General features: G+C 71.8%; 28 protein-coding genes. 20 read left to right on the forward strand and 8 right to left on the reverse strand.

From position 1 onward, the window contains the following. The first annotated feature begins 123 nt into the window (after positions 1-123). The 4 genes from ACYVF4_RS11845 to rpsO all read left to right on the forward strand — a co-directional run bounded on the left by ACYVF4_RS11845 (position 124) and on the right by rpsO (position 2,843). Positions 124-489, forward strand: a complete 366-nt coding sequence (locus ACYVF4_RS11845; protein WP_460722908.1) for an FKBP-type peptidyl-prolyl cis-trans isomerase — start codon at positions 124-126, stop codon at positions 487-489. A 400-nt stretch (positions 490-889) separates the two neighbouring features. Then, entirely contained in the window at positions 890-1,699 is an 810-nt protein-coding gene (locus tag ACYVF4_RS11850; protein WP_460722910.1) for a hypothetical protein, read from the forward strand. Positions 1,700-1,814: 115 nt separating this feature from the next. After that, complete coding sequence (locus ACYVF4_RS11855) at positions 1,815-2,375, forward strand: YceI family protein (RefSeq protein ID WP_460722912.1); 561 nt, start codon at positions 1,815-1,817, stop codon at positions 2,373-2,375. A 198-nt stretch (positions 2,376-2,573) separates the two neighbouring features. Continuing rightward, positions 2,574-2,843 (forward strand): 30S ribosomal protein S15, encoded by a 270-nt coding sequence (gene rpsO, locus ACYVF4_RS11860; protein WP_460722914.1) that lies wholly within the window; start codon positions 2,574-2,576, stop codon positions 2,841-2,843. A 78-nt stretch (positions 2,844-2,921) separates the two neighbouring features. Here rpsO and ACYVF4_RS11865 read toward each other — a convergent pair whose 3' ends face one another. Then, positions 2,922-4,088, reverse strand: coding sequence for an acyltransferase family protein (locus ACYVF4_RS11865; RefSeq protein ID WP_460722916.1), 1,167 nt, complete (start codon positions 4,086-4,088; stop codon positions 2,922-2,924). Positions 4,089-4,262: 174 nt separating this feature from the next. On the opposite strand from ACYVF4_RS11865, the gene ACYVF4_RS11870 reads away from it, so the two are divergent. Together ACYVF4_RS11870 and ACYVF4_RS11875 are read left to right on the forward strand one after the other, a co-directional pair. Continuing rightward, positions 4,263-5,471: an LLM class flavin-dependent oxidoreductase gene (locus ACYVF4_RS11870; protein WP_460723147.1), complete on the forward strand. Its 1,209-nt coding sequence runs from the start codon at positions 4,263-4,265 to the stop codon at positions 5,469-5,471. Then, positions 5,468-6,115: an FMN reductase gene (locus ACYVF4_RS11875; protein ID WP_460722918.1), complete on the forward strand. Its 648-nt coding sequence runs from the start codon at positions 5,468-5,470 to the stop codon at positions 6,113-6,115. The genes ACYVF4_RS11870 and ACYVF4_RS11875 overlap by 4 nt, the downstream gene beginning before the upstream one ends. Positions 6,116-6,124: 9 nt before the next feature. On the opposite strand, the gene ACYVF4_RS11880 is transcribed toward ACYVF4_RS11875, so the two are convergent. Next, a complete protein-coding gene (locus tag ACYVF4_RS11880) occupies positions 6,125-6,721 on the reverse strand; it encodes a DedA family protein (RefSeq protein WP_460722920.1) in 597 nt (198 codons plus the stop codon). 151 nt (positions 6,722-6,872) lie between these two features. Here ACYVF4_RS11880 and ACYVF4_RS11885 point away from each other — a divergent pair, with 151 nt between their 5' ends. Beyond that, positions 6,873-8,837 (forward strand): GDSL-type esterase/lipase family protein, encoded by a 1,965-nt coding sequence (locus tag ACYVF4_RS11885; RefSeq protein ID WP_460722922.1) that lies wholly within the window; start codon positions 6,873-6,875, stop codon positions 8,835-8,837. Between the two features lie 13 nt (positions 8,838-8,850). On the opposite strand, the gene ACYVF4_RS11890 is transcribed toward ACYVF4_RS11885, so the two are convergent. After that, positions 8,851-9,033 (reverse strand): DUF5302 domain-containing protein, encoded by a 183-nt coding sequence (locus ACYVF4_RS11890; protein ID WP_460722924.1) that lies wholly within the window; start codon positions 9,031-9,033, stop codon positions 8,851-8,853. A 270-nt stretch (positions 9,034-9,303) separates the two neighbouring features. Between ACYVF4_RS11890 and ACYVF4_RS11895 the strand changes: the two genes are divergently transcribed. From ACYVF4_RS11895 to ACYVF4_RS11905, 3 genes are all read left to right on the forward strand, one after another. Next, a complete protein-coding gene (locus tag ACYVF4_RS11895) occupies positions 9,304-11,583 on the forward strand; it encodes a polyribonucleotide nucleotidyltransferase (protein ID WP_460722926.1) in 2,280 nt (759 codons plus the stop codon). Between the two features lie 198 nt (positions 11,584-11,781). Further along, complete coding sequence (locus tag ACYVF4_RS11900; RefSeq protein ID WP_460722928.1) at positions 11,782-12,813, forward strand: aldo/keto reductase; 1,032 nt, start codon at positions 11,782-11,784, stop codon at positions 12,811-12,813. Positions 12,814-12,914: 101 nt separating this feature from the next. Next, positions 12,915-13,517, forward strand: coding sequence for a histidine phosphatase family protein (locus ACYVF4_RS11905; protein WP_460722930.1), 603 nt, complete (start codon positions 12,915-12,917; stop codon positions 13,515-13,517). A 7-nt stretch (positions 13,518-13,524) separates the two neighbouring features. Here ACYVF4_RS11905 and ACYVF4_RS11910 read toward each other — a convergent pair whose 3' ends face one another. Beyond that, positions 13,525-14,016 carry a GNAT family N-acetyltransferase gene (locus ACYVF4_RS11910; protein WP_460722932.1) on the reverse strand — a complete coding sequence of 164 codons (492 nt, stop codon included), beginning with the start codon at positions 14,014-14,016 and terminating at the stop codon, positions 13,525-13,527. Between the two features lie 53 nt (positions 14,017-14,069). Here ACYVF4_RS11910 and ACYVF4_RS11915 point away from each other — a divergent pair, with 53 nt between their 5' ends. Then, on the forward strand, positions 14,070-14,882 hold the full coding sequence (locus tag ACYVF4_RS11915) for a 4-hydroxy-tetrahydrodipicolinate reductase (protein ID WP_460722934.1): 813 nt from the start codon (positions 14,070-14,072) through the stop codon (positions 14,880-14,882). Next, positions 14,879-15,322 (forward strand): hypothetical protein, encoded by a 444-nt coding sequence (locus ACYVF4_RS11920; RefSeq protein WP_460722936.1) that lies wholly within the window; start codon positions 14,879-14,881, stop codon positions 15,320-15,322. Before ACYVF4_RS11915 ends, ACYVF4_RS11920 begins: the two co-directional genes overlap by 4 nt. 7 nt (positions 15,323-15,329) lie before the next feature. On the opposite strand, the gene ACYVF4_RS11925 is transcribed toward ACYVF4_RS11920, so the two are convergent. From ACYVF4_RS11925 to ACYVF4_RS11940, 4 genes are all read right to left on the reverse strand, one after another. Next, positions 15,330-16,277: a TIGR01777 family oxidoreductase gene (locus ACYVF4_RS11925; protein ID WP_460722938.1), complete on the reverse strand. Its 948-nt coding sequence runs from the start codon at positions 16,275-16,277 to the stop codon at positions 15,330-15,332. Beyond that, the gene (locus ACYVF4_RS11930; protein WP_460722940.1) at positions 16,270-16,695 is read right to left on the reverse strand and encodes an OsmC family protein; all 426 of its coding nucleotides are present in this window, start codon (positions 16,693-16,695) and stop codon (positions 16,270-16,272) included. Before ACYVF4_RS11930 ends, ACYVF4_RS11925 begins: the two co-directional genes overlap by 8 nt. A gap of 114 nt (positions 16,696-16,809) precedes the next feature. Beyond that, positions 16,810-17,340, reverse strand: a complete 531-nt coding sequence (locus ACYVF4_RS11935) for a DUF4395 domain-containing protein (RefSeq protein ID WP_460722942.1) — start codon at positions 17,338-17,340, stop codon at positions 16,810-16,812. Continuing rightward, complete coding sequence (locus tag ACYVF4_RS11940; RefSeq protein WP_460722944.1) at positions 17,333-17,770, reverse strand: thioredoxin family protein; 438 nt, start codon at positions 17,768-17,770, stop codon at positions 17,333-17,335. Before ACYVF4_RS11940 ends, ACYVF4_RS11935 begins: the two co-directional genes overlap by 8 nt. Before the next feature lie 107 nt (positions 17,771-17,877). Here ACYVF4_RS11940 and ACYVF4_RS11945 point away from each other — a divergent pair, with 107 nt between their 5' ends. From ACYVF4_RS11945 to ACYVF4_RS11980, 8 genes are all read left to right on the forward strand, one after another. Next, positions 17,878-18,690 (forward strand): thymidylate synthase, encoded by an 813-nt coding sequence (locus ACYVF4_RS11945; RefSeq protein WP_460722946.1) that lies wholly within the window; start codon positions 17,878-17,880, stop codon positions 18,688-18,690. Further along, positions 18,687-19,280, forward strand: coding sequence for a dihydrofolate reductase (locus tag ACYVF4_RS11950; RefSeq protein WP_460722948.1), 594 nt, complete (start codon positions 18,687-18,689; stop codon positions 19,278-19,280). Before ACYVF4_RS11945 ends, ACYVF4_RS11950 begins: the two co-directional genes overlap by 4 nt. Positions 19,281-19,414: 134 nt before the next feature. Continuing rightward, complete coding sequence (gene dapA / locus ACYVF4_RS11955; RefSeq protein WP_460722950.1) at positions 19,415-20,392, forward strand: 4-hydroxy-tetrahydrodipicolinate synthase; 978 nt, start codon at positions 19,415-19,417, stop codon at positions 20,390-20,392. A 73-nt stretch (positions 20,393-20,465) separates the two neighbouring features. Next, on the forward strand, positions 20,466-22,142 hold the full coding sequence (locus ACYVF4_RS11960; protein ID WP_460722952.1) for a ribonuclease J: 1,677 nt from the start codon (positions 20,466-20,468) through the stop codon (positions 22,140-22,142). 45 nt (positions 22,143-22,187) lie between these two features. Beyond that, positions 22,188-22,682: a GNAT family N-acetyltransferase gene (locus tag ACYVF4_RS11965; protein WP_460722954.1), complete on the forward strand. Its 495-nt coding sequence runs from the start codon at positions 22,188-22,190 to the stop codon at positions 22,680-22,682. A gap of 66 nt (positions 22,683-22,748) precedes the next feature. Continuing rightward, positions 22,749-25,439: an FtsK/SpoIIIE family DNA translocase gene (locus tag ACYVF4_RS11970; RefSeq protein WP_460722956.1), complete on the forward strand. Its 2,691-nt coding sequence runs from the start codon at positions 22,749-22,751 to the stop codon at positions 25,437-25,439. Beyond that, the gene (gene pgsA, locus ACYVF4_RS11975) at positions 25,436-26,008 is read left to right on the forward strand and encodes a CDP-diacylglycerol--glycerol-3-phosphate 3-phosphatidyltransferase (protein WP_460722958.1); all 573 of its coding nucleotides are present in this window, start codon (positions 25,436-25,438) and stop codon (positions 26,006-26,008) included. The genes ACYVF4_RS11970 and pgsA overlap by 4 nt, the downstream gene beginning before the upstream one ends. After that, entirely contained in the window at positions 26,005-26,472 is a 468-nt protein-coding gene (locus ACYVF4_RS11980; RefSeq protein ID WP_460722960.1) for a CinA family protein, read from the forward strand. Before pgsA ends, ACYVF4_RS11980 begins: the two co-directional genes overlap by 4 nt. Positions 26,473-26,488 lie beyond the last annotated feature (16 nt).

Consider the following 26,488-nt stretch of genomic DNA (forward strand, 5'->3'; position numbering starts at 1 on the left):
CGCGGGCATCCTCGAAGAAGACCAACTCAGCGCTCGGGAGACCTGCAGGCATCGCCGCGGCACCGGGCGCTGAGTCTTGTCACGGGCGGTCCGCCGCACGCGCGACGTGCTTGGATGGGACGCATGAGCGACAACACCAAGCCCGAGATCGACGCGCCAGCCGGCCCCGCGCCCCAGGACCTCGTCATCCGCGACATCACCGTCGGCGACGGCGCCGAGGCCAAGCCCGGCGACACCGTGACCGTCCACTACGTGGGCGTCGAGTACGAGTCCGGCGAGGAGTTCGACTCGTCGTGGAACCGCGGCGAGAGCATCCAGTTCCCCCTCCGCGGCCTCATCCAGGGCTGGCAGGACGGCATCCCCGGCATGAAGGTCGGCGGTCGCCGCGAACTCGTCATCCCGCCGCACCTGGCCTACGGTCCCGCCGGCGGCCACTTCCTCGGCGGCAAGACCCTCATCTTCATCATCGACCTGCTCGCGGTGGGCTGACCCCTCACCCCGCCTCGGATGCCGCCCCCGGTCCGCCGGGTGGCGGCATCCGTCGTCTCAGCCCTCGTCGCCGCGTGGCAGCCGTTGACCCGCGCCCGCGGTCCGCGCCCGCGGTCCGGCATCCGCAGTGCTGCACTTCGCCGTTGCGGCGCCATGTTCCTGCTGGGGCGCCCCGATCCTGCACGCCTCGCCGCCGATGGTTGCACTTTTCTGCTGGGGCGCATCAGATTCCCTGCGCCGCAACAGATTTCGACCCGCGGCTCCAGCCCCGCGGGGTGAGTCCCAGAGCGCGTCATCGCGACCCCGCGTCCGCTCCTCCCCAGGTGCCCGATCCCCGCGCTTCGTCCCCGGATGCCGGCACGCGGCGCACAGTCAGCGCCGCCGGCCGCATCGTGGGTGGATGAATCCGCGATCCGAGCCGTCGATCCCGATCCACCGCCGCCGCGACCGGGACGGCAGGCCGACGAACGACCGCCGCCTCGCCCGCGAGATCGAGCAGGGGACGTACGTGCGCGTCGCGCCTGGATCGTTCGTGCCCGGAGACGCGTGGCGGAAGCTTCGCCCGATCGACCGGCATCACCTGCGTGTGGTCGAGGTGGTCGACCGAGTGCGCTCGCCGCTTCTCATCTCGCACTTCGCCGCGGCCGCGGTGTGGGGGATCGACCTCATCGGCACCTGGCCGGACACCGTCGACGTGCTGGTCTCGCGGAGCAGCGGCGGTCGCTCTTCGGGTTCCTTCCGCCGCAGGACGACGACGCGCCGTGCCGAGGTCGCCACCGCCGAATGGCGGTGCCACGCGATCACGACGCCCGCGCAGACCGCGCTCGATCTCGCGCGCGTCGGCACCTTCACGCGCGGCGTGATCGCGCTCGACCAGGCGCGCTGGGCGCGGCGCCCCGACGGCGCGCTGGCGACCCGCGCCGACCTCGAGGCGATTTTCGACGCCGACCCGCGTGCGCGCGGCCGGGGCAATGCGGCGGCCGCCCTGGAGTTCTCGACCGACCTTTCCGATTCGGTGCGGGAGTCCGAGGGGCGCGTCCTGATCGACCGCCTCGGCTTCCCCGCGCCGGTGCTGCGGCGCCTCGTCGCCGCGTTCTCGCGGTGGCGGACGCCGGCCCATAAGGACCCGCGCCGCCTGTACGACATCCTCACCGGGGCGGGACTGCCGTCGCGCCTGTCCCGGCCGCCTGCGGGCCTCACCTGGGGCTGAGGGCAGAATCAGCGGGTAAAGTTTCCATTCATGGGAATAGATGCGCGTGACCCGCGTTGAACCCCGTATGCCGGCAACGCGGCACCCACACCGACCCCACCACAGAAGGACCACCATGACCGACACCACCACGATCGACGTCCCCGGCTACAAGGCAGGCACCTGGGTGCTGGACCCCTCGCACAGCGAGGTCACGTTCAGCGTGCGCCACATGATGATCTCCAAGGTGCGCGGCACCTTCGGCGTCAAGAGCGCCACGATCGTCGCCCCCGAGAACCCCCTCGAGGCCAAGGTCGAGGCCAGCGTCGACGTCGCGTCGGTGGACACCAAGGACGAGGGTCGCGACAACCACCTTCGTTCGGCCGACTTCTTCGACACCGAGAGCCACCCGACGATGACCTTCGTCTCGACCGGCGCCCGCGTGCAGGACGGCGACTTCCTCGTCGACGGCGACCTGACGATCCGCGGCGTGACCAAGCCCGTGACCTTCGAGGTCGAGTTCGGCGGCTTCGGCACCGACCCGTGGGGCAACTACAAGGCCGGCGCGACGGCGAAGACCGTCGTCAACCGCGAGGACTTCGGCCTGACCTGGAACGCCGCCCTCGAGACCGGCGGCGTGCTGGTCGGCAAGGACGTCACCATCACGCTCGACCTGCAGGGCGCGCTGCAGGCCTGATCGCCCGCAGCACCGCATCGCTCGCGAACGAGGGGCGGATGCCGTCGGCCACCCGGCCGGCACGGCATCCGCCCCTTCGTTCTGGTGCGAAGCGGATGCTGGTAGACTCTGGAGGTTGCCGTTTGATCGGCCGCGGATAAAGAGAGCTCGCGCATCAGGCGTCGGGCACCGCGCAACGACGAGAAAGGGGATCACTTTATGGCACTGGATGCAGAGGTCAAGAAGGCGATCATCGACGAGTACGCGACGCACCCCGGTGACACCGGATCCCCCGAGGTGCAGGTCGCGATGCTGACGCAGCGCATCAAGGACCTGACCGAGCACCTGAAGCAGCACAAGCACGACCACCACTCGCGTCGTGGGCTGTTCCTGCTCGTCGGTCAGCGCCGTCGTCTGCTGGGTTACCTGCAGGACATCGACATCAGCCGCTACCGTTCGCTCATCGAGCGTCTCGGCCTGCGTCGATAACGACCGAGCGTACATCGCACTTCTTCGAAGCCCGTCCCACGGTGTGGGGCGGGCTTCGTCGTGGGCGGATGCCGGTGCTCAGCCGTTCTGGCGAGGGTCCGGCCGCGTCGTGGCGCGGGGCAGCTCGCGCGGCCGCCGGGATCCGGTGGGGTCCTCGCGACGGCCCTCGCGTCCTGCCAGGCCCGGGTCGCGGAAGAGCCAGCTCGGCCGCGGCTCGATGAGCGGCCGCAGGAGGCGGCGCACGGGGGACGTGGCGAGCGCGAGAGCGATGAGCACCGAGAGGACGACGACGATCGGCAGCCACAGCCATGTCGGGTCGAGCCCCCGCAGCACGCCGGACTCGCGGAACGGGTAGAGCACGAAGGAGTGCAGCAGGTAGACGTACATCGTGTACTGGCCGAAGTGGGTCCACCAGTGGCGCCCGAGGGGGACCAGGGCGAAGAAGGCGATGCTCAGCACGAGGGCCACGGTCATGAGCGCCAGGCGGACGCCGCCGGCCCACCACTCCGTGCCGCCGATCGCGGCGTAGTTCTCGTCGTAGAACAGCCAGTTGCGCAGGTTCATCTCGCGCCAGACGTCGACGAAGAACCATGCGGCCCACCCGGCGACGGCGAACACGCCCAGTGCCGTCGCGGGCACCCACCACGGCCTGTCGCGCAGCAGGTCGAGCCGGTCCACGATCCGCCGCTCGCGCAGCCACCAGCCCAGCGCGAAGAACGGCAGCAGTCCGAGCGTGCGCGACAGCGAGAACGTGGAGTCGATGTTGGGGAGGTACCCCGCGCCGATCGACACCGCCACGGTCCAGGCCAGCGGCCAGTGCAGCAGCGCCAGGTACGGCAGGATCAGGCGGAAGATCCCGAGGGCGAGCAGGAACCACAGCGTCCAGGACGGGCGCGTGAGGTTCGGATCGGCCTGTCCCTCGACGGCGAGCTTGGTCAGGAACCACAGGCCCTCGAAGATGACGTAGGGGACGAGGATGTCGGTGATCACCCGCGCCATCTGGCGTCGGTTGGGGGATTCGGACTTCGAGAAGTACCCCGAGATGAGGGCGAACGCGGGCATGTGGAACGCGTACACGAGCAGATACAGGCCCAGGGCGATGTCGCTGTCGTAGGTGAGACGCTGGACCGCGTGGCCGAGGACCACGAGCACGATGCAGGAGAATCGCGCGTTGTCCCAGAAGGGCATGCGGCGCTTGGGCTTGGCGGTGGAGACGGCGCCGGTGGCGGGGGTGGGCTCGTTCATGGGCGATCGCCACACTATCCGACCGCATCATCGGGCACAGCGGCATCGCAGGCGTCGGGAATAGTGTGGGGCCGCACGCGTTTCACCAGATACATTCATACGAATGAATCTGACGGACACCCCGCGGATTCGGAATCGAGGAGCAGCGTGAGCGAGATCACCACCTGGCCGGCGATGCAGTTCGGCATCTTCACGGTGAGCGACATCACCCAGGACCCCACGAACGGCACGACGCCCAGTGAGGCCGAGCGGATCCGCAACACCATCACCATCGCCAAGCACGCCGAAGAGGTGGGCCTCGACGTCTTCGCCCTCGGCGAGCACCACAACCCGCCGTTCTGGTCGTCGTCGCCGACGACGACCCTTGCCTACATCGCCGCCCAGACCGAGCGCCTGGTGCTGTCGACGGCCACGACGCTCATCACCACGAACGACCCGGTGAAGATCGCCGAGGACTTCGCGATGCTCCAGCACGTCTCGGGCGGACGCACCGACGTCATGCTCGGCCGCGGCAACACCGGTCCCGTCTACCCGTGGTTCGGCAAGGACGTGCGCGAGGGACTCCCGCTCGCGATCGAGAACTACAACCTGCTGCACCGCCTGTGGCGCGAGGACGTCGTGGACTGGCAGGGCAAGTACCGCACGCCGCTGCAGGGCTTCACCTCGACGCCGCGCCCGCTGGACGGGGTCGCCCCGTTCGTGTGGCACGGCTCGATCCGCACGCCCGAGATCGCCGAGCAGGCCGCGTACTACGGCGACGGGTTCTTCGCCAACAACATCTTCTGGCCCAAGGAGCACTACCAGCGTCTCATCACGCTGTACCGCCAGCGCTACGCGCACTACGGCCACGGCACGCCCGAGCAGGCGATCGTGGGCCTCGGCGGCCAGGTGTTCATGCGCGCCAACTCGCAGGATGCCGTGCGCGAGTTCCGTCCGTACTTCGACAACGCGCCGGTGTACGGCCACGGGCCGAGCCTCGAGGACTTCAGCGAGATGACCCCCCTCACGGTGGGGTCGCCGCAGCAGGTGATCGACCGGTACGCGGGCATGCGGGACCACTTCGGCGATTACCAGCGCCAGCTCTTCCTCATCGACCACGCCGGGCTCCCGGTGAAGACCGTTCTCGAGCAGCTGGACATCCTCGGCGGCGAGGTCGTCCCGGTGCTGCGTCGCGAACTGGCGAAGAACCGCCCCGCCGACGTCCCGGACGCGCCCACGCACGCCAACCGCGTCGCCGCCGCCTACGGCGACGGTCCCGCTCGCGAGGCGGTGCCCGGCGCGAACCGCGGTGACAACCTCACCGCCGGATCCCCGTACCAGGACTCCCGTCCGGCGGCCGGGTCGGCCTTCGGCTCGGCGGCGACCGCGGCTGGTGCGCGATGAGCGCCGCCCGTCGCATCGCCGTCGTCTCGGCCGGCCTGTCCAGCCCGTCCTCGACGCGGATGCTCGCCGATCGCCTCGCGTCGGCGACCGTCGCCCAGCTGGCCGAGCGCGGCATCCTCGCCGAGGTGGACGCGTTCGAGCTGCGTGACGTCGCCCACGACATCACCAACAACCTGCTCACCGGTTTCGCGCCGCCGGCGCTGGAGTCGATGATCAACACGGTCGTGTCGGCGGATGCCGTCATCGCCGTCACCCCGATCTTCTCCACGAGCTACTCGGGGCTGTTCAAGTCGTTCATCGACGTGCTCGACCCCGACGCCCTCACCGGCAAGCCGGTCCTCATCGGCGCCAACGCGGGCACGGCTCGTCACTCCCTGGCGATCGACTACGCCATCCGGCCGCTGTTCACCTACCTGCACGCCGAGCCGGTCTCCACGGGGGTGTTCGCCGCCTCGAGCGACTGGGGCGGCGACGCCGACCGCGTGGCGCCCCTCGCGGCGCGCATCGAGCGCGCGGCCCGCGAACTGGCCGAGGCCGTCGGCCGGCGCGAGCCGCAGCTGAGCGCCGACCCGTTCGATCCCGCCAGCTATCTCGGCGAGGGCCGCAGCTTCGGCCACCTGCTCGGGGGCCTCGCGGGCGAGTAGTGTGCGCCCTCACGCGCGCGGCGGACGCGTCGCGCGCGTGAGGCTCGCGTCCAGCGCGATCCCCAGCGCCACCGCGACGAGGATCGACACGCCGACGGCCACGAGCGGGCCGCCCGGCACGACCCGCGCGACGATCGCTCCGACGAGCGCCTGGTAGGCGGCCCACGCCGTGGCGGCGAGCCCGGCGATGGCGAGGTGGCGGGATGCCGGCATCCGCGTCGCGCCGGCGGTGAGGTTCACCGCCAGCCGCGCGAACGGGATGAAGCGCGCCGTGAACAGCACGGCGCCGAGACGGGCCTGCATGCGTGATCGCGCCCACGCGAACGCCCGCTGCGTGCGGGCCGCGCGCATCCAGCGCCAGCGGTGCAGGCCCACGGTGCGCCCGAGGACGTAGCACGCGGCGTCACCGGTGAACGCGCCGACCGCGGCGACGGCGATCACGGCGACGAGCGCCGGATCCCCGACTGTGACCGCCAGCGCCCCGAACGCCGTCACCGCCGCCTCGCCGGGCAGGACGACGAGCAGGGTGTCCCCGACGACGAGCGCGTACAGCAGGGGGAGGGCCCAGGGGCTCGCGGCGATGTGGGCGAGCGCGTCGTCGATCACCGCTCCTGGGTAGCACCCGGGCGTGAACGGCGACCGAACGGCACCCGACCGGTGACGTCCGGCGGTGCATCGGGTGAACTCTCGGCGATCCGGCCCCCGATCGGGGCGGCCGACCGCCCGCGCAGGTCACGCTGGAGTCGTGAGAGTCGCGGTGCTGGCTGAATCCTTCCTCCCTCACATGAACGGCGTGACGGGATCGGTGCTCCACGTCCTGCGGCAGCTGGCCGCGGGCGGACACGAGACGCTGGTCATCGCGCCACGCGGCGGCGAGGCGCCGGATGACAGCGACGTCCACGGCGCGAGCACGTCTCTGCTGCGCTCGGTGCCGCTGCCGTCCTACCCGCAGGTGCGGGTGGTGTTCGCCCGCGCGGCGCACCTCGCCGGCATCCTGCGCCGATTCGCGCCGCATGTCATCCACCTCGCCTCGCCGTTCGTCCTCGGCTGGCAGGGGCTCGCCGCGGCGGACGCACTGCGCATCCCCGTCGTCGCCGTCTACCAGACCGACGTGGTGGCCTACACCGAGAAGTACGGGATGCCGCGGGCCACCGCCCTCGTGTCCTCCCACGTCGCCCGCCTGCACCGGCGCGCGACCGTGACCCTCGCCCCGAGCCGCGCCTCGCTCGAGCAGCTGAGCGGGCTCGGCGTGGACCGGCTGCGCCTGTGGGGCCGCGGCGTCGACGCGGAGCGGTTCACGCCCGACCGCCGCAGCGAGCGCTGGCGTGCGGGCGTCGCCGCCGACGGCGAGGTCGTGATCGGGTACGCCGGGCGCCTCGCGCCCGAGAAGCAGGTGGCCGACCTGGCCGCGCTCGCCGGCATCCCGGGGACGCGCATCGTCGTCGTCGGCGACGGGCCCTCGCGGCCGATGCTGGAGCGACGCCTGCCCGGCGCCGTCTTCACCGGGCACCTGACCGGCGCGGCCCTGGCCGAGGCGATGGCAGGCTTCGACGTCTTCGTCCACCCGGGCGAGAGCGAGACCTTCGGCCAGACGATCCAAGAGGCCCTCGCCAGCGGCGTGCCGGTGGTCGCCACGGGTGTCGGCGGGCCGGTGGACCTCGTCCGCTCCAGCATCGACGGCTGGCTCTACCGCCCCGGCGACCTCGACGATCTGCGCTCGCGGGTGCAGGACCTCGTGGGCGATCCCGCCAAGCGCGCCGCGTTCGGCGCCGCCGCACGCGCCGCCATGCTCGACCGGTCCTGGCAGCGCACCGTGGAGCGCCTCGTCGGGCACTACCGCGAGGCCATCGAGCTGCGCGCGATCGACGACGCCCTGCGGGTGAAGACCGCTCGGCGGCCGGATCCGTCGCTCCCGCTCCCGACGCCACCGCGCGGGCACCGTCGGTACGTGGCGCTGGGGGACTCGCTCACCGAAGGACTGTGCGACTCCTCCCGGATGGCGCCCGGCGCGTTCCGCGGCTGGGCCGACCGGCTGGCGGAGCTGCTGGCCCACGCGCAGTCCGCGCAGCTGCGCTACGCCAACCTCGCCGTCCGCAGCCGGCGCGTGGGCGACCTCGTCCGCGTCCAGCTGCCGGCCGCGCTGGAGCTTCGTCCCGACCTCGCCTCGATCCTCATCGGCGCCAACGACCTGGTGGGCCTGCGACCCGACCCGGCGGCGCTCGCCGCAGAGGTCGAGGACGCCGTCCGGCGGCTGCGCGAGGCCGGCTGCGACGTGCTGCTGGTGACGACCTTCCTGCCGCGGCGCCGGGCGGCGATGCTGTTCGCCCGCCGCTTCGCGGTGTACAACGCGCACCTGCGCCGCGTCGCGGCGGTCACCGGAGCGCGGCTGCTCGACCTCGACGCGCACCCCGGGATCACCGAGCCGGCGCTGTGGGCGGACGATCGCGTCCATCTGCGGTCCCGTGGGCACCGCTTCCTCGCGTACCGGGCGGCGGCGGCCCTGGGCGTCCCCGACGCCGCGGCGCTCGCCGAGCTCGACGAGTCGCTGCATGCGGCGGAGGATCCCGCCGCGGTCCCGCGGGGGTGGGTGCGCCGCGACGCGCTGCCGTGGGTGTGGCGGCGACTGCGCGGCCGCACGGCCGGCGACGGCGTGACCGCCAAGCACTCCGGGTACATCGTCGTCGGCGGCGGGGGAGTGCCTGCGCCCTCGCCCGCCGCCTGAGGCGACGCCGCGGTCAGCCGCTCTTGCGGCGGAACTCCCGCTTGGTCATCGCGCCGTGCGTCCCGTGGATGGCCGAGTCGGCATCCAGGTGCGACTCGCCTTCCCGGTGGTGGGCGTTCTTCTTCTCGAGCGCCTCCTTGAACTTGCGCTTCATCTCATCGGATGCCGCGCCCTGCGGCTTGTCGTCGGTGCTCATGGGCATCACCCTAGGCGACGCTGATAGCATCGTGAAGGTTGCCCTTGCGGCATCCGCTCAATTCAACATGAGCTCACGGAGCAGGCCGGCAGCTAGCTGGTCCCCTGTGGTGGTCTCCTCGTCGCGTCGCGCCGGGTGGATTTCTACTGGTGGCCAGTGCTGGCGCACCGCGGCTTCCGCCGCGCGCCGAGATCTGCCTGTTCCTGCTCCTTCGCTTGCGACTCGCGCGTCACACGGACGTGCGAGCCTAAACAAAGAAGGAGGGACCTCTTGGAAGGTCCGGAAATCACCGCTGCTGAAGCCGTCCTCGACAACGGCCGCTTCGGCACCCGCACCGTCCGGTTCGAGACCGGACGACTCGCCCAGCAGGCGCAGGGCGCCGTCGCGGCGTACCTCGACGAGGAGACGATGCTGCTGTCGGCCACCAGCGCCGGCAAGCAGCCCCGCGAAGGCTTCGACTTCTTCCCGCTGACCGTCGACGTCGAGGAGCGCTCGTACGCCGCCGGGAAGATCCCCGGCTCGTTCTTCCGTCGTGAGGGCCGTCCCTCGACCGAGGCGATCCTGGTGTGCCGTCTGATCGACCGCCCGCTGCGCCCGTCGTTCGTCGACGGCCTGCGCAACGAGGTCCAGATCGTCGTCACCGTCCTGTCGATCGCGCCGGGCGAGTTCTACGACGCCCTCGCCATCAACGCCGCCTCGGCGTCGACCCAGATCTCGGGTCTGCCGTTCTCGGGCCCGATCGCCGGCGTCCGCCTGGCGCTCGTCCCCGGCCACGGCGAGCACGCCGACCAGTGGGTCGCGTTCCCGAACGTGAAGGTCCTCGAGGACGCCGTGTTCGACATCACCGTCGCCGGCCGCGTGCTGCCCGACGGCGACGTCGCGATCATGATGGTCGAGGCCGAGGCCACCGAGCACAGCTGGCACCTCATCAAGGGCGGCGCCACCAAGCCGAGCGAAGAGGTCGTCGCGCAGGGCCTCGAGGCCTCGAAGCCGTTCATCAAGCAGCTCGTCGAGGCGCAGGCCTCGATCGCCGCGAGCGCTTCGAAGGAGCCCGGCGTCTACCCGGTCTTCCTGCCCTACAGCCAGGAGGTCTACGACTTCGTCGCCGGCCGCGCGTACGACGAGCTGGTGGGCATCTACCAGATCGCCGACAAGCAGGAGCGCCAGAACGCCGACGACGCGGTCAAGGACCGCGTCAAGGCCGAGCTGATCGCGGCCGTCGAGGCGGAGCAGCTCCCCGCAGCGGCGACGCTGGAGTTCTCGGCGGCGTACAAGTCGGTGACCAAGAAGATCGTCCGCGGTCGCATCCTCACCGAGGGCGTGCGCATCGACGGTCGTGGCCTCGCCGACATCCGCCCGCTGGATGCCGAGGTCCAGGTCATCCCGCGCGTGCACGGCTCGGCGATCTTCCAGCGCGGCGAGACCCAGATCATGGGCGTCACCACGCTGAACATGCTGAAGATGGAGCAGCAGATCGACTCGCTCTCGCCCACGACGAGCAAGCGGTACATGCACCACTACAACTTCCCGCCCTACTCGACCGGTGAGACCGGCCGGGTCGGCAGCCCCAAGCGCCGCGAGATCGGGCACGGCTTCCTGGCCGAGCGCGCCCTCGTCCCCGTGCTGCCGGGCCGCGAGGAGTTCCCGTACGCCATCCGCCAGGTCTCCGAGGCGCTGGGCTCGAACGGCTCCACCTCGATGGGCTCGGTCTGCGCGTCCACCCTGTCGCTGCTCAACGCCGGTGTGCCGCTGCGCGCGCCGGTCGCCGGCATCGCGATGGGCCTGGTGTCGGACGAGGTCGACGGGCAGACCCGCTACGCGGCGCTGACCGACATCCTCGGCGCCGAGGACGCCCTGGGCGACATGGACTTCAAGGTCGCCGGCACGAGCGAGTTCGTCACGGCGATCCAGCTGGACACCAAGCTCGACGGCATCCCGTCGTCGGTGCTGTCCGCTGCCCTGCAGCAGGCCCGCGACGCCCGCCTGACGATCCTCGGTGTGCTCAACGCCGCGATCGACTCGCCCGACGAGATGGCGCCGACCGCGCCCCGCGTCATCAGCGTGCAGATCCCGGTGGACAAGATCGGCGAGCTGATCGGCCCGAAGGGCAAGACGATCAACGCCATCCAGGACGAGACCGGCGCCGATATCTCGATCGAAGAGGACGGCACCGTCTACATCGGCGCCGTGGACGGCCCGTCGGCCGAGGCCGCGCGTGCGCAGGTCAACGCCATCGCCAACCCCACCAACCCCGAGGTCGGCGAGCAGTTCCTGGGCACGGTCGTGAAGATCGCCACCTTCGGCGCCTTCATCTCGCTGCTGCCCGGCAAGGACGGCCTGCTCCACGTCAGCGAGGTCCGCAAGCTCGCCGGCGGCAAGCGCGTCGAGAACGTCGAGGACGTGCTCTCGGTCGGCCAGAAGCTGCTCGTGCGCATCACCAAGATCGACGACCGCGGCAAGCTGTCGCTCGAGCCGGTCCTCGAAGAGGCGGCCGATCAGGATGGTCGCGCGGCGGCCAACCCCGGCCCCGAGGCGCCCGCCGAGGGCTGACCCCGCAACGATCGGCGCCCGCCCCCTTCCAGGGGGGCGGGCGCCGTCGTATTTCGTGATGAAAGCGTTATACGCATTCTCGTCACGTGCCGACGCAAAAGGCGGACGCACAGGTGGCAGGACGTACCCTGTGAGTACGTGCCGGGGGGCGCGAGAAGGCCAGCAGTCCGGCGCAAGCGGAACGCAGGGGGTGGAGACATGGGACCCATCGGCGTAGAGACCGACACCCGCTCCGCCGGCGCGCCGACCACCGGGCCGCACCTCCACCCGTCAGCCCCGATCCCGGTGCAGGGGCCCTCCCTCGGGTCCGCTGTGCGGGTCCCCCTGGGCGACGCCGGGTTCTCGATCTTCCCGCTCATCCTGGGGGCCGCGGAGTTCGGCTGGAACGTCGATCTGGAATCCAGCCACCGCATCCTCGACAGCTACGCCGAGCTCGGCGGCAACGTCGTGCACACCGCCGACAGCTACTCCGGCGGGCGCAGCGAGCACATCATCGGTCAGTGGATCCACTCCCGCGGACTCCGCGACGACATCGTCCTGGTCGACCGCATCGGGGGACACCCCGACAACCCCGGGCTCGGACCGGTCAATCTCGTGCGCGCGGTCGAGGCCGCCCTCACCCGCCTGCGGACGGACCGCCTCGATGTGCTCTACCTCGACGCCGTCGCAGACTCGTCCGCCTCGCTCGAGGACACCCTCGCCACGGCCGAGTGGCTCGTCGAGGCCGGCAAGGTCCGCGCGGTGGGTGCGGCGGGCTACAGCGCCGCCCAGCTCGTCGAGGCCCGCATCCTGGCGTCGGCCGGGTACCCCCGCATCACCGTGCTCGACGTGCCCTACAACGTCCTGCGCCGCCACGAGTTCGACGCCGATCTGCGGCTCGTCGCCGGAGCGCAGGGGATCGCCGTCACCCCGTCGCACGCCCTCGAGCACGGATTCCTGTCGGGGCGCCACCGCACCCGGCAGCGCGGAAGCCTGTCGTACCGCGGCGCGCAGCTCGCGGCGAACCTCAACCGGCGTGGCAGCCGGACGCTGCGGGCACTGGACGCGGTCGGCACGCAGCTCGGGGTGCCGGACGCCGCCGTGGCCGTGGCGTGGCTGCTCGCGCAGAAGCTCGTCACCGCGCCGATCGTCAACGCCTACGCTCCCGAGCACGTCGAAGAGCTCGTCAAGGGCGTCGGTATCCGGCTGAGCCGCGCGCAGCTCTCGGACATCGCCCGCGCCTCCGAGTGACCGTCCACACCTGACCGATCGCGTCGGCGACGTCACGTAGGGTGGAACAGGCGCTTTGCGCGCCTCGGATTCCCCATCGACGACGAAGTGAGCTCTGTCCTGTGACGCACTACATCTACCTCGTGCGGCATGGTGAGCACCAGGATGCCGAGCACGGCGTCGACGACGGGCCGCTGTCGCCGCGCGGCCGCCGGCAGGCGTCGCTGCTCGCCGATCGGCTGGGCGGCGTGCCCTTCGACGCGGTGTGGCACTCGCCGCTGGAGCGGGCGAGTCAGACGGCACGTGCCGTCGCCGAACGGATGCCGTCGCTCGCGCCTCAGCCGACCGCGCTGCTGTTCGACTGCGTGCCCACGGGCATCACACCCGAGACGCCGGCGGCCTTCGAGCCGTTCTTCGGCTCGGTGACCGAGGCCGAGATCGAGGCCGGACGCGCCCAGATGGCCGATGCGGTCAGCGAGTTCCTGGCGCGGCGCGGCGGCGAGGTCCACGAGCTGCTCATCACCCACAACTTCGTGATCGCGTGGTTCGTGCGCGAGGTCATGCAGGCGCAGGAGTGGCGCTGGATGACCCTCAACCAGGCGCACTGCGGGCTCACCGTCATCGCGCAGCGGCCCGGGCGGCCGTGGACGCTGCTGTCCCACAACGACATGGCGCACCTGCCCGTCGAGATGCGGACCGGCCTGCCCGAGGTCTACCCGGTCTGAGCGGGGCCTAAGCCCCCGGATCGGCCGCCAGCGGCTTGCCGTACCACCTCGTGGCGTTGGGGTTGTCGTTGTAGCGGTCGATCGCGGCGAAGCCCGTGCGGGCGTAGAGCGCGGCGGCCGCCTCGAGCGAGTGGTGGGTGTCGAGCACCAGCTCCCGGGCGTCCCACTGCCGTGCCCGCCGCTCCAGCTCCGCCATGAGCAGCCGGCCCCACCCGAGCCCGCGCGTCTCGGGACGCAGGTAGAGATGCTTCACCTCGTAGCGCCGCCCGAGGGGCCCGTCGGCGATGAGGCGGATGCCGCCGCATCCCACCTCCATCCCCTCGTCGTCCTCGACGACGAGGAAGACGCCGGCGGGCGGCGTGAACACGGCGGCATCGGGGAGGACCGGCGTGTAGGCGATGCCCTGATGGGCGAAGCCGATCTCGCGCGAGCGGAAGTATTCCTCGAGCAGCATGCGGGCCGCGGGGGAGTCGGCGGGAGCTTCGCGCAGGGTGACCACCAGACCAGGGTATGCGCCGCGATGCCGGGGATGCCGCGCCTAGGATGGACCCCATGACAACGCGCGTGGCGATCGTCGGCGGCACCGGCAAGCTCGGGGCCATCATTCGGGACGTCGTCGACGCCGAGCCCGGGTTCGAGGTGTCGGCGGTGCTCACCTCGCGCTCGGACCTGGCCGAGCTCGACGGCGCCGACCTGGTCGTCGACGCGTCGACCCCCGCGGTCTCGATCGACGTCGTGCGCGCCTCCATCGAGCGCGGGCTCAACGTCCTGGTCGGCACGTCCGGCTGGTCGGCCGAGCGCATCGCTCTCGTGCGGCCGCTCGTCGAGGCCGCCGGCACCGGCGCGGTCTTCATCCCCAACTTCTCGCTCGGCTCCGTGCTCGGGTCGGCGCTCGCCGCCGTCGCCGCGCCGTTCTTCCCCTCCATCGAGATCGTCGAGGCCCACCGCGAGACCAAGGTCGACTCGCCGAGCGGCACCGCTGTGCGCACGGCCGAGCTGATCGCGGCGGCACGCTCCGAGGTCGGCCCCGTCGCCTCCCCCCACGTCGACCAGCGTGCGCGCGGACAGCAGGTCGCAAGCGTCCCGATCCACTCGCTCCGGCGGCCGGGGGTCATCGCCCGGCAGGAGACGGTGCTGTCGGGCCCGGGGGAGTCGCTCACGATCGTCCACGACACCGTGGAACCGGCGCTCGCCTACGGCCCCGGCATCCGCCTCGCCCTCGGCGCGGCGCGCGACGCGCGCGGCGTCGTGATCGGCCTGGACAGCCTGATCGACATCGGGGTGCGCCCCAAGGATGCGCCGACGGGCCCGCGCACGACCGAGCGCGGCGGGTCCGGGCAGGTCGCGCGCAGCACCGGCGCATGACCGCGCGGCTCGGCGTCGCCCTGATGGCGGTGCTGCTCGCGCTGTACATCGCCCTCGTCGGCCAGCGCGCGTGGCTGCTGCTGTCCTCGGGTGACGCCACCGCGGTGGCGATGGGCGCCGCGCTGGTCGTCCTGCCGGTCATCGGACTGTGGGCGCTCGGGCGCGAGCTGTGGTTCGGCGTCCGTGCGCAGCAGCTCGGCCGCAGGCTCGAAGCAGAGGGCAATCTTCCTGTCGATCCGGTGACGGTGCGCCCGAGCGGCCGCGCCGTGCGGGACGAGGCGGCGGCACTGTTCCCCGCCTACCGGGCCGACGCCGAGCAGAATCCCGACGACTGGGCGGCGTGGTACCGCCTGGGTCTCGCGTACGACGCCGCGGGGGACCGCCGGCGCGCCCGCGAGGCGGTGCGCCGGGCGATCCGCCTCGAGGCCGGCCGCCGCTGACCCCGGGTCAGCGCGCGGGCACCGCCTCGGCGACGGCCTGCTCGACGGTCGGGTGGGCGAAGGTGAAGCCGCTGTCCTGCAGCACGCGGGGCGCGACGTCGGCGTCCGAGGTGAGCAGGGCTTCGGTCGCGTCGCGTCCGAGCACGAGGCGCAGTCCCCATTCCGGCGCGCGGACGAGGAAGGGCCGGTTCATCCGCCGTGCCAGGGCGAACCCCAGGTCGTTCGCGGTGGCCCGCTCAGGGCCGGTGAGATTCACCGGCCCCGTGATGCCGTGATCGATGACGTGCCGGATCGCCCGAACCTCGTCCGGCAGCGAGATCCACGGCCACGTCTGGGTGCCGCGTCCGATCGGACCGCTCACCCCGAGGGCGGTGAGCGTCATGAGCGGCTTGAGCACGCCGTCCCGGTGGACGATCGGCGCCGTTCGCAGCAACGCGACGCGGGCGGCGTCGCCGGCGCCCCGTGCCGCCGCCTCCCACTCGACGCAGAGATCCGCGAGGAACGTCTCGCCGCGCGGCGATCCCTCGTCCAGGCGCCTGCCCGGTGCGCTGCCGTAGTAACCCACCGCCGACGCCGACACCAGCAGCGGGGCGTCGGCGCCGAGCTCGCGCACCGCGCGAGCGAGGGCGCGGGTCGGGGTGACGCGCGACCACAGCAGGGTGTTCTTGTACGACGGCGTCCAGGGGAAGCGGCCGATCGTCGCGCCGTTGAGGCCCACGACGGCATCCGCCCCGTCGAGCACCGCCGGGTCGAGGGTCTCGGCCGAGGTCAGCCACTCGACCTCGTCCGGGCCGCGCGCGGGGCGGCGCACCAGCTGGGTGACGCCGATGCCGTCGGCGCGCAGGCTCGCCACGAGGGCGCGGCCGATGAGGCCGGACGCGCCGACGACGACGACGCGCCCGCGCGCGCCGTCGCCAGCGGTCCTGTCACTCGGCGCCGCGGCGCCGTCAGGCAAGCGTGGCCTCGAGGGTGATCTCCACGCCGGCGAGCGCCTGCGAGACCGGGCAGCCGACCTTGGCCTCCTGCGCGATGCGCTCGAAGTCCTCGGGCTCCAGGCCCGGGACGACGGCGTTGACGTTGAGGTGGCTGCCGGTGATGCCGGTCCCCGGCTTGAAGGTCACCGACACGTCGGTCTCGATCGACTCCGGTGGGGTGCCGTTCTGGGCGAGCATGTTCGACAGCGCCATGCTGAAGCACGCCGAGTGCGCCGCGGCGATCAGCTCTTCGGGCGTCGTGACCGAGCCGGAGCCCTCGCTGCGCGCCTTCCAGTTCACGGGGTAGGTCCCCAGGCCCGACGACACGAACGTCACCTCGCCGGATCCGTCGGTGAGGCCGCCCTTCCAGGCGGTGGTGGCTTCGCTCGTCACAGTCATGTGGGGGACCTCCCGGCTCGGTGGCCCGCGGCGCGGACCTTCGGCGTCAGCCTAACCAGCGCCCCGGACCGCTGAGAAGGCTTGACATCGCCCCTCGATCCACGGATGCCGCCCTCAGGCCACGCCGGGCCGCTCGCGGCCCACGATCCCGGCGCGCTGCAGCACGAGGTAGAGCTGGCAGCCCAGGCACAGCCCGAACACGGCGTTGAGGAAGGCCGCGACGAACGCCATCGCGGCGGCGATCGGCAGCGCCCAGGGGACCCCGGCGAGGTGCAGGACGAGCCCGACGGCGCTGACGAACAGGCCGACGCCCTGGGCGAAGCGAGGCGGGCGCGGATCCTCGAGGTCGGTCGGGGGCGACAGCCGGGGCTGCACGAGGGTGCGGTAGAGCACGCCCCAAGGCGCCGTCCGGGGCGCGGCGACGCCCCACACGAACAGCAGCGCGATCACCAGCAGCAGCAGGAAGGCCGGGTCGAGCACCCGCTCGCCCAGCGACGCCGCCTGGATGGCCCAGCCGCTCCCGCGGTCGGTCGACAGGCCGACCAGGCCCAGAGCGACGTCGATCAGCAGCAGCACCGCGGTGATGGCGGCGGCGAATCGGGGGCCGCGCGGGTCGATGCCGCGGCGGGCGGGCGTTTCAGGCATGGGCGGGCGATCCTGTCAGCCGGGTGAGCTCGAGCTCGAGGACGTCGCGGGTCGGCGCGCCGCCGAAGCGGGTCTGCACGACGCCGTCGCGGTCGAGGACGAGGGTGGTGGGGGTCTGCAGCACGTGGAAGTGCTTGGCGATGTCGGGGCGGTGGGTCACGTCGATGTCGAGGTGGCGCACGCCTTCGCGGCCTTCGGCGACGCTCGAGAGCAGGCGGTGGACGCCGGGGCACTTCGTGCACATCTCGGTGCTGAACTGCAGCAGGGTCGCCGATTCGCCCAGGGAGTCGGCTCCCAGCCGCTGGGGTTCGATCACCTCGTGCGGGATGTGCCGCTGCGGCCGGCCCTGACGCCAGCGAAGCAGCAGACCGAGTCCGACCGTCACCGCCAGCAGGGCGGCGAGGCCGATGAATGCGCTCAACAGATCCACAGCACTCCAGCCTAAGTGCATTCGGCTGAACGGACTCGGAATGTCGCCGTATGACGGCATCCGTGGGTCTTCGTCCCGCCCGCCGCGGGCGGGGTAACGTGTGAGCCGTGACGACCACCGCGATCGCGACCCCGTACGAAGACCTGCTGCGCGACGTGCTGGCGCACGGCACGCGCAAGGGCGACCGCACCGGCACGGGGACGACGAGCGCGTTCGGGCGGCAGATCCGCTACGACCTCTCGCAGGGGTTCCCGCTGATCACGACCAAGCGCGTGCACTTCAAGTCCATCGCGTACGAGCTGCTGTGGTTCCTGCGCGGCGACTCCAACGTCTCGTGGCTGCGTGAGCACGGCGTGACGATCTGGGACGAATGGGCGGATGCCGCCGGCGAACTCGGCCCCGTGTATGGCGTGCAGTGGCGGTCGTGGCCGACACCGGACGGCGGGCGCATCGACCAGATCGCCCAGGTCGTCGAGCAGATCCGCGCGGATCCCGATTCCCGCCGCCTCATCGTCTCGGCGTGGAACCCCGCCGACATCCCCGACATGGCGCTGGCTCCCTGCCACGCCCTCTTCCAGTTCTACGTCGCCGACGGGCGGCTGTCGTGCCAGCTCTATCAGCGCAGCGCGGACCTCTTCCTCGGCGTGCCCTTCAACATCGCCTCGTACGCGCTGCTGACGATGATGATCGCCCAGCAGACGGGCCTCGAGCCGGGCGACTTCGTGTGGACGGGCGGGGACTGCCACATCTACGACAACCACCGGGAGCAGGTCGCCGAGCAGCTGACTCGAGAGCCGTATCCGCTGCCGACGCTGACGTTCGCGCGGACCCCGGCCTCGATCTTCGACTACGCCTTCGAGGACTTCGTGCTCGAGGACTACCGGCATCACCCGGCCATCCGCGGAGCCGTGGCGGTATGAGCCGCGTCGGCCTGGTGTGGGCCGAGGCCCGCGGGGGAGTGATCGGCGCCGGCGGCACGATGCCGTGGCATGTGCCCGAGGACCTCGCGCACTTCAAGGCGGTCACGCTGGGCTTCCCGGTCGTGATGGGGCGCCGGACGTGGGAGTCGTTCCCCGACCGCTTCCGCCCGCTGCCCGGCCGGCGCAACATCGTCGTGACCCGCCGCCCGGACTGGTCGGCCGAGGGCGCCGAGCGCGCCGGCTCGCTCGACGAGGCCCTCGCGCTCGCCGCGGACGGCGAGCCCGAGTGGGTGTGGGTGATCGGGGGCGGCGAGCTCTTCCGGCCCGCGATTGCCATGGCCGACCGCCTCGAGGTCACCGAGCTCGACCTCGACGTCGACGGCGACACCTTCGCCCCGGACCGCTCGGCGTGGACGGCGGAGTCCGCCGACCCCGCCGACGGCTGGCTGACCTCGCGCACCGGCATCCGCTACCGCTTCCTGCGGCTGACCCCCGCCCCTGACCGGCCCCTCCCTGCCTCTGACCCCGCCCCACCGGGCCCAGCCCCCGCCCCGCCCCCCATGCCCCGGCATCCGTCACGGATCACGTGATGCGCACGACATCACCCGCTGTTTCCGGTTCGCAACGGGTGATCTCGTGCGCATCACGTGATGTGGACGAGAAGTGATGTGGACGAGACGGGGGCCGGCAACGGCGGGAACCGCCGAGCAGATACCCTGAAGGCATGACGCATACGGGCAATCCTTTCGGGCAGGTGCTCGTCGCGCTCGTCACTCCGATGACGGCCGACGGCGAAGTGGATTGGCTCGCGGTCGAGAAGCACATCGACGACGTCATCACCGCCGGTGCCGACGGCATCGTCGTCACCGGCACCACCGGTGAGACCTCCACCCTCACCGACGCCGAGAAGCTGCGCCTGGTCGAGGTCGGCAAGGACGTCGCCGCCGGCCGCGCGTCGATCATCACCGGCGGCGGGTCGAACGAGACCGCGCACGCCATCGAGCTCTACAAGGCGAGCGAGCGCGCGGGCGCGGACGGCATCATGATCGTCACCCCGTACTACAACAAGCCCACCCAGGCGGGCATCCTCACCCACTTCCGCCTCGTCGCCGACGCCACCGACCTGCCGGTGATCCTCTACGACATCCCGGGGCGCACCGGCGTGCCGATCAAGTACGAGACGATCCTGCGCCTGGCCAAGCACCCGAACATCCTGGCCGTCAAGGACGCCAAGGGCGACTTCAGCGAGGTCAGCCGCGTGCTCAACCAGACCGACCTGATGTACTTCTCGGGCGATGACGCCAACGTCCTGCCGCACCTGTCGATCGGTGCGACCGGCCTCATCGGCGTGACGGCGAACATCGCCGCCCAGCCGTATCGAGTGATCGTGGATGCTGTGAACCGCGGCGACCTGAAGGCGGCGACGGCCGCGCACATGCAGCTGGAGCCCCTCGTGCGCGCCGTCATGACGCACGTGCCCGGCACCGTCTCGGCGAAGTACATCCTGCACGGCCTCGGGCGCATCGGCAGCCCGCGCGTGCGCCTGCCCCTGGTGGGACCGGAGGAGTGGGAGGCGGCGATGATCGAGGACGAGCTGGCGCTGGTGACCGACGTGCCCGGTGTCGACTTCTCCAACTTCCGCCCCGACCGCAACGCCGCCGCCGGCGGCGCGCTGCCGAAGGTCTCGGGCACGACCAGATGACCCACGTCCCGCCGCCGACACGGCCGCGGGACGACACGCGAACGGATGCCGCGGCATCCGAAGGAGGCTCACAATGCCCACCACCCCGTACGATCCCCCCGCGCTGGCCGCAGGCACCCTGCGCGTGACGCCGCTCGGCGGCCTCGGCGAGGTCGGCCGCAACATGACGGTGTTCGAGTTCGACGGCAAGCTGCTCGTCGTGGACTGCGGCGTGCTCTTCCCCGAGGAGCACCAGCCGGGCGTCGACCTGATCCTGCCGGACTTCGAGCCCATCAAGTCGCGCCTGGACGACATCGTCGGCGTCGTGCTCACGCACGGCCACGAGGACCACATCGGCGCGGTGCCCTACCTGCTCAAGCTCAAGCGGGACATCCCGCTCGTCGGCTCCGGGCTCACGCTCGCCCTCACCGAGGCGAAGCTGAAGGAGCACCGCATCAAGCCCTTCAGCCTGACGGTGGCAGAGGGCCAGCGCGAGCAGCTCGGCCCGTTCGATCTGGAGTTCGTCGCCGTCAACCACTCCATCCCCGACGCGCTCGCCGTCGCCATCCGGACGCCCGCCGGCATGGTGCTGGCCACCGGCGACTTCAAGATGGACCAGCTGCCGCTCGACGGCCGCCTCACCGACCTGCGCGCGTTCGCGCGCCTCGGCGAGGAGGGCGTGGACCTGTTCATGGTCGACTCCACCAACGCCGACGTGCCGGGCTTCACGCCGCTCGAGCGCGAGATCGGCCCCGTCCTGGACCAGGTCATCGGCAAGGCGCCGCGCCGCGTCATCGTCGCGAGCTTCTCGAGCCACGTCCACCGCGTGCAGCAGGTGCTGGATGCCGCTGCCGCCCACGGCCGGCGCGTCGCGCTGCTGGGCCGCAGCATGCTGCGGAACATGACCATCGCCGAGGACCTGGGCTACCTCAAGGTCCCCGAGGGCGTCCTCATCGACTACAAGAAGGCGCGGGACCTGCCCGACGACCGCATCGTCTACATGTCGACGGGCTCCCAGGGCGAGCCCATGGCGGTGCTCAGCCGCATGGCGAACCTCGACCACGAGATCGAGCCCGGGCCGGGGGACACCGTCATCCTCGCCTCGAGCCTGATCCCCGGCAACGAGAACGCCGTGTACCGCGTCATCGACGGCCTCACCAAGCTCGGCGCGAACGTCGTGCACAAGGGCAACGCCAAGGTGCACGTGTCCGGCCACGCCGCGGCGGGCGAGCTGCTGTACTGCTACAACATCCTGCAGCCGCGCAACGTCCTGCCGATCCACGGCGAGTACCGGCACCTCATGGCCAACGCCCGGCTCGCGCAGGACAGCGGCATCCCCTCCGATCGCACGATCCTCGGCGAGAACGGCACCGTCGTGGACCTGCGCGACGGCGACGCGACGGTGGTCGGCCAGCTCGACCTCGGCTTCGTCTACGTCGACGGATCGACCGTGGGCGAGATCACCGATGCGGACCTCAAGGACCGCCGGATCCTCGGCGAGGAGGGCTTCATCTCGGTGATCGTCGTCGTCGACGCCGCGACCGGCCGCATCATCACCGGCCCCGAGATCCACGCGCGCGGCTTCGCCGAGCAGGATGCCGTCTTCGACGACGTCAAGCCCAAGATCGCCGCCGCCCTGCACGAGGCGGCCCAGTCCGGCGTGCGCGACCAGCACGCGCTGTCGCAGGTCGTCCGCCGGACGATCGGCCGCTGGGTCAACCAGCGGCTGCGCCGCCGCCCGATGATCGTGCCGCTGGTCATCGAGGCGTAGTCCGGGCGGTGGGTGCGCCGCGGCGGGCGGCCGTATGATCGCGGCATGCCCCCCGCATACCGGGTCCGCCCGGCCGCCCAGGCCGACGGCGCCTTCCTCGGCGACATGGTCGTCGAGGCGGCGAACTGGCGTGCGGGCGCCGAGCGGCCCAAGCATCAGGTGCTCACCAGCCCCGAGCACAGCCGCTACGTCGCCGGGTGGATGAGGCCGGGGGATGCCGGCTTCGTCGCCACGGCGCCGGGCGGCGAGCCGATCGGCGCGGCCTGGTACCGCATGTTCCCCCGCACCGACCCCGGCTTCGGCTACGTCGGCACGGGTGTGCCCGAGCTCATCATCGGCGTGCGCCCGATGTGGCGGGCCCACGGTGTGGGCAGGGCGCTGCTGCAGCAGCTGTGCGATCACGCTCGCGCGAGCGGGTACGGCCGGCTGAGCCTGAGCGTCGAACGCGACAACTTCGCCGTCACGCTCTACCGCAGCGAGGGGTTCGCGGTGACCCGGTCTGGCCATGGGCGGGACACCATGGTCAAGCGCCTCAACTGAGCCCGGCAGGGCGCTCGTCCCGCGTGGTTGCGGGCGAAAGTCCGATGCCCGGCCTACCGTGGAACCATGCCACGCAGTTCCCGTGCGCCCGCCGCCGCACCCGCGAAGGGGTCGTCGTCGCGGTCCCGCAAACCCGAGCCGGCGCCCAAGCGCTACGTCGGCGAGGCCGAGCGACCGCCCGCCGCCGTGCGGGCGTGGCTGGGTCTCGCCCACGCGGTCGGCGGCGCGTTCCGCGCGTTCGGCCCCGAGACCCTGAGCAAGGACGAGCGCCGCGACGGCTTCCCGCTGCTGCTGGTGATGCTGGCGGTGGCCGGCGCCGTCGTCGAGTGGTTCTTCATCGGCACGGATGCCGCGGCGGCGATCAGCGCGTACTCCGTGGGCGGCCTCCTCGGCCGCGAGGCGTTCATCCTCCCCGTCCTGCTGCTGATCCTCGCCGGCTGGATGTTCCGCCACCCCTCGTCCGTCCACGACAACGGGCGGATCGGCATCGGCTTCGGCATGTTCGTGCTCACCGTCGCCGGCTTCTGCCACGTCGCCGGCGGCCGCCCTCAGCCGAACGAGGGGCTCCCGGCCCTCAGCGGCGCCGGCGGCCTGTTCGGGTGGATGGCCGGCGAGCCGCTGGCCATGCTCCTCACCGACGTCGGCGCCTACGTGGTCCTGACGCTGCTGACCGTGCTGAGCATCCTGATCATCACCAAGACGCCCCCCAACCGCATCGGCCGGCGTCTGGGCGAGCTCTACACGTGGATGTTCGACGCCGAGCCGCGTCCGCGATTCGAACCGGATGCCGGGTCCGCCGCCGGCGGCGGCGACGACGACACCCTCCCGTGGTGGCGGCGCAACAAGACCGGGCGCGAGAAGGACTCCGACGGCGTCCTCGGCTCGCAGGACCTCACCGAGCTGCTCAGCCCCGTCCACTCCGAGGGCGGCTTCGAGAAGGCGATCGAGCCCGTCCCGGCCGCAGCCCCCGCGCCGACGGCATCCGAGGCCCTCACCGAGGTCATCGACCCCGCCGTCCTCGCCGGGGCGGCGAAGGCCGCGCGCAAGGGCGGCACGACCCTGCAGGACGACTCGGCGCACGAGCCCGTCGATGACGGCGCGCTGCCGGGCCTGTCCGGCCTCGGCAGCGACGGCCCCCACGACGCGCCCCACTCGCCGTACCGCCTGCCGTCGGTGCAGGCGCTGGCCGCCGGCACGCCGCACAAGGCGCGCTCGCAGGCCAACGACGACACCGTCCGCGCGATCACCGGGGTGCTCGACCAGTTCTCGGTGGACGCCCGCGTGACCGGCTTCTCGCGCGGCCCGACCGTCACCCAGTACGAGATCGAGCTGGGGCCGGGCGTCAAGGTCGAGCGCATCACCGCGCTCACCAACAACATCGCCTACGCCGTGGCGTCCAACGAGGTGAGGATCCTCGCGCCGATCCCCGGCAAGAGCGCGATCGGCGTCGAGATCCCCAACACCGACCGCGAGATCGTCACCCTCGGCGACGTCCTGCGCTCGCAGGCGGCGAGCAGCTCCACACACCCCATGACGATCGGCGTCGGCAAGGACGTCGGGGGCGGGTACGTCGTGGCGAACCTCGCCAAGATGCCCCACCTGCTGGTCGCCGGCTCCACCGGGTCGGGAAAGTCGAGCTTCGTCAACTCGATGATCACGAGCCTGCTCATGCGCGCCAAGCCGTCAGAGGTGCGCATGGTGCTCATCGACCCCAAGCGCGTCGAGCTCACCAGCTACGCGGGCGTCCCGCACCTCATCACCCCCATCATCACGAACCCGAAGAAGGCCGCCGAGGCGCTGCAGTGGGTCGTGAAGGAGATGGACATGCGCTACGACGACCTGGCGTCGTTCGGCTTCCGCCACATCGACGACTTCAACCGCGCGGTCGTCGCCGGCGAGCTGAAGCTGCCCGAGGGCAGCCAGCGCGTGCTCAAGCCCTACCCGTATCTGCTGGTCGTCGTCGACGAGCTGGCCGACCTCATGATGGTCGCGCCCCGAGATGTCGAGGACTCGATCGTCCGCATCACCCAGCTCGCCCGAGCGTCGGGCATCCACCTGGTCCTGGCGACGCAGCGCCCGAGCGTGGACGTGGTCACGGGTCTGATCAAGGCCAACGTGCCGTCCCGGCTCGCCTTCGCCGTCACCAGCGTCACCGACTCGCGGGTCATCCTCGACCAGCCGGGCGCCGACCGCCTGATCGGCCAGGGCGACGGGCTGTTCCTGCCGATGGGCGCCTCCAAGTCGCTGCGGGTGCAGGGCGCGTGGGTGAGCGAACCCGAGATCGAGAAGGTCGTCTCGCATGTCACCGCGCAGGCGCGGCCGGAGTACCGCCCCGATGTGGCGGCCGTGGCCGAGAAGAAGGAGATCGACGCCGACATCGGGGACGATCTCGAGCTGCTGCTGGCGGCGGCCGAGCTCGTGGTGTCGACCCAGTTCGGCTCCACCTCGATGCTGCAGCGCAAGCTCCGCGTGGGCTTCGCCAAGGCCGGGCGCCTGATGGACCTGCTCGAGTCCCGTGAGATCGTCGGGCCCTCCGAGGGGTCGAAGGCGCGGGACGTGCTCGTCACCGCCGAGCAGCTGCCCGGCGTCCTCGCCCGCATCCGCGGCGACGACGCCGCCGATGTGCCGCCGGCGCCGTCGGCGGAGCCCGCCGATCCCTACGCCGCCGATCCCGTCGAGCAGCAGTTCGAGGGGTACCCGGTCGAAGAGGTCGACGAGGACGAGGACGCCTGGGGACTGACGGGACGCGACCGATGAGCGTCCCGCGGCAGCTGCCGAACGTCATCACCGTCGTCCGCATCCTCTGCGCACCCGTCTTCGTCTGGATGCTGCTCGCCGACGGCGGGGCGGACGGCGCGCTGCGGTGGTGGGCGGCGGTGCTGTTCATCGTCGCCATCGCCACCGACGGGGTGGACGGCTGGATCGCCCGGCGTCACGAGATCGTGACGGATCTGGGCAAGCTCCTCGATCCCATCGCCGACAAGGTCCTCACGGGCGCGGCGTTCGTCGGGCTGTCGATCCTGCTGGAACTGCCGTGGTGGGTGACCGTCGTCGTCCTCGTGCGCGAGATCGGCATCACCGTCTACCGGCTCGCCGTCGTCAGCGACCACGTGCTGGCCGCCGCCTGGATGGGCAAGCTCAAGACCGTGGCGCAGGGCGTCGCGCTGTCGCTGTCGCTCCTGCCGCTGTGGACCGTCGTGGGCGAGTGGATCTGGTGGGTGAACGGCGCGGCGATGACGGTCGCGGTGATCCTGACGATCGCCAGCGGCATCGACTACGTGGTCGCCGAAGTCCGCGGCGCCCGGCGGGCCCGGCGCGGCGAGTGACCGACGCGCAAGAGGTGCTCGCCGCACTGGCCGAGCGCGGCTGGAGCGTCGCCGTCGCCGAGTCGCTGACCGGCGGACTGCTGGCCGGGGCGTTGACCGCGGTGCCGGGGGCGTCCGCGCACGTCCGCGGGGGAGTGGTGGCCTACGCGACCGATGTGAAGCAGTCCGTGCTGGGGGTGGCCCCCGACCTCCTCGCGCTCCGCGGCGCGGTGGACCCCGAGGTGGCGCGGCAGATGGCCTCGGGGGTCCGGCGGGTCCTCGGCGCCGACGTGGGCCTGGCGACGACCGGTGTCGCCGGACCCGATCCGCAGGACGGCCGGCCCGTGGGCACCGTATTTGTCGCGGTCGAGACGCCGGCCTCGGCCGAGGTGGTGGAGCTTGCGCTGTCGGGCACCCGCGAGCGGATCCGTCAGGACACCGTCACCGGCGTCCTGCGCCTGGCCCTCGGGCACCTCCAGGGCTGACGCGGGCCCGGGAACA

The sequence above is a fragment of the Microbacterium aureliae genome (genome assembly GCF_054780155.1).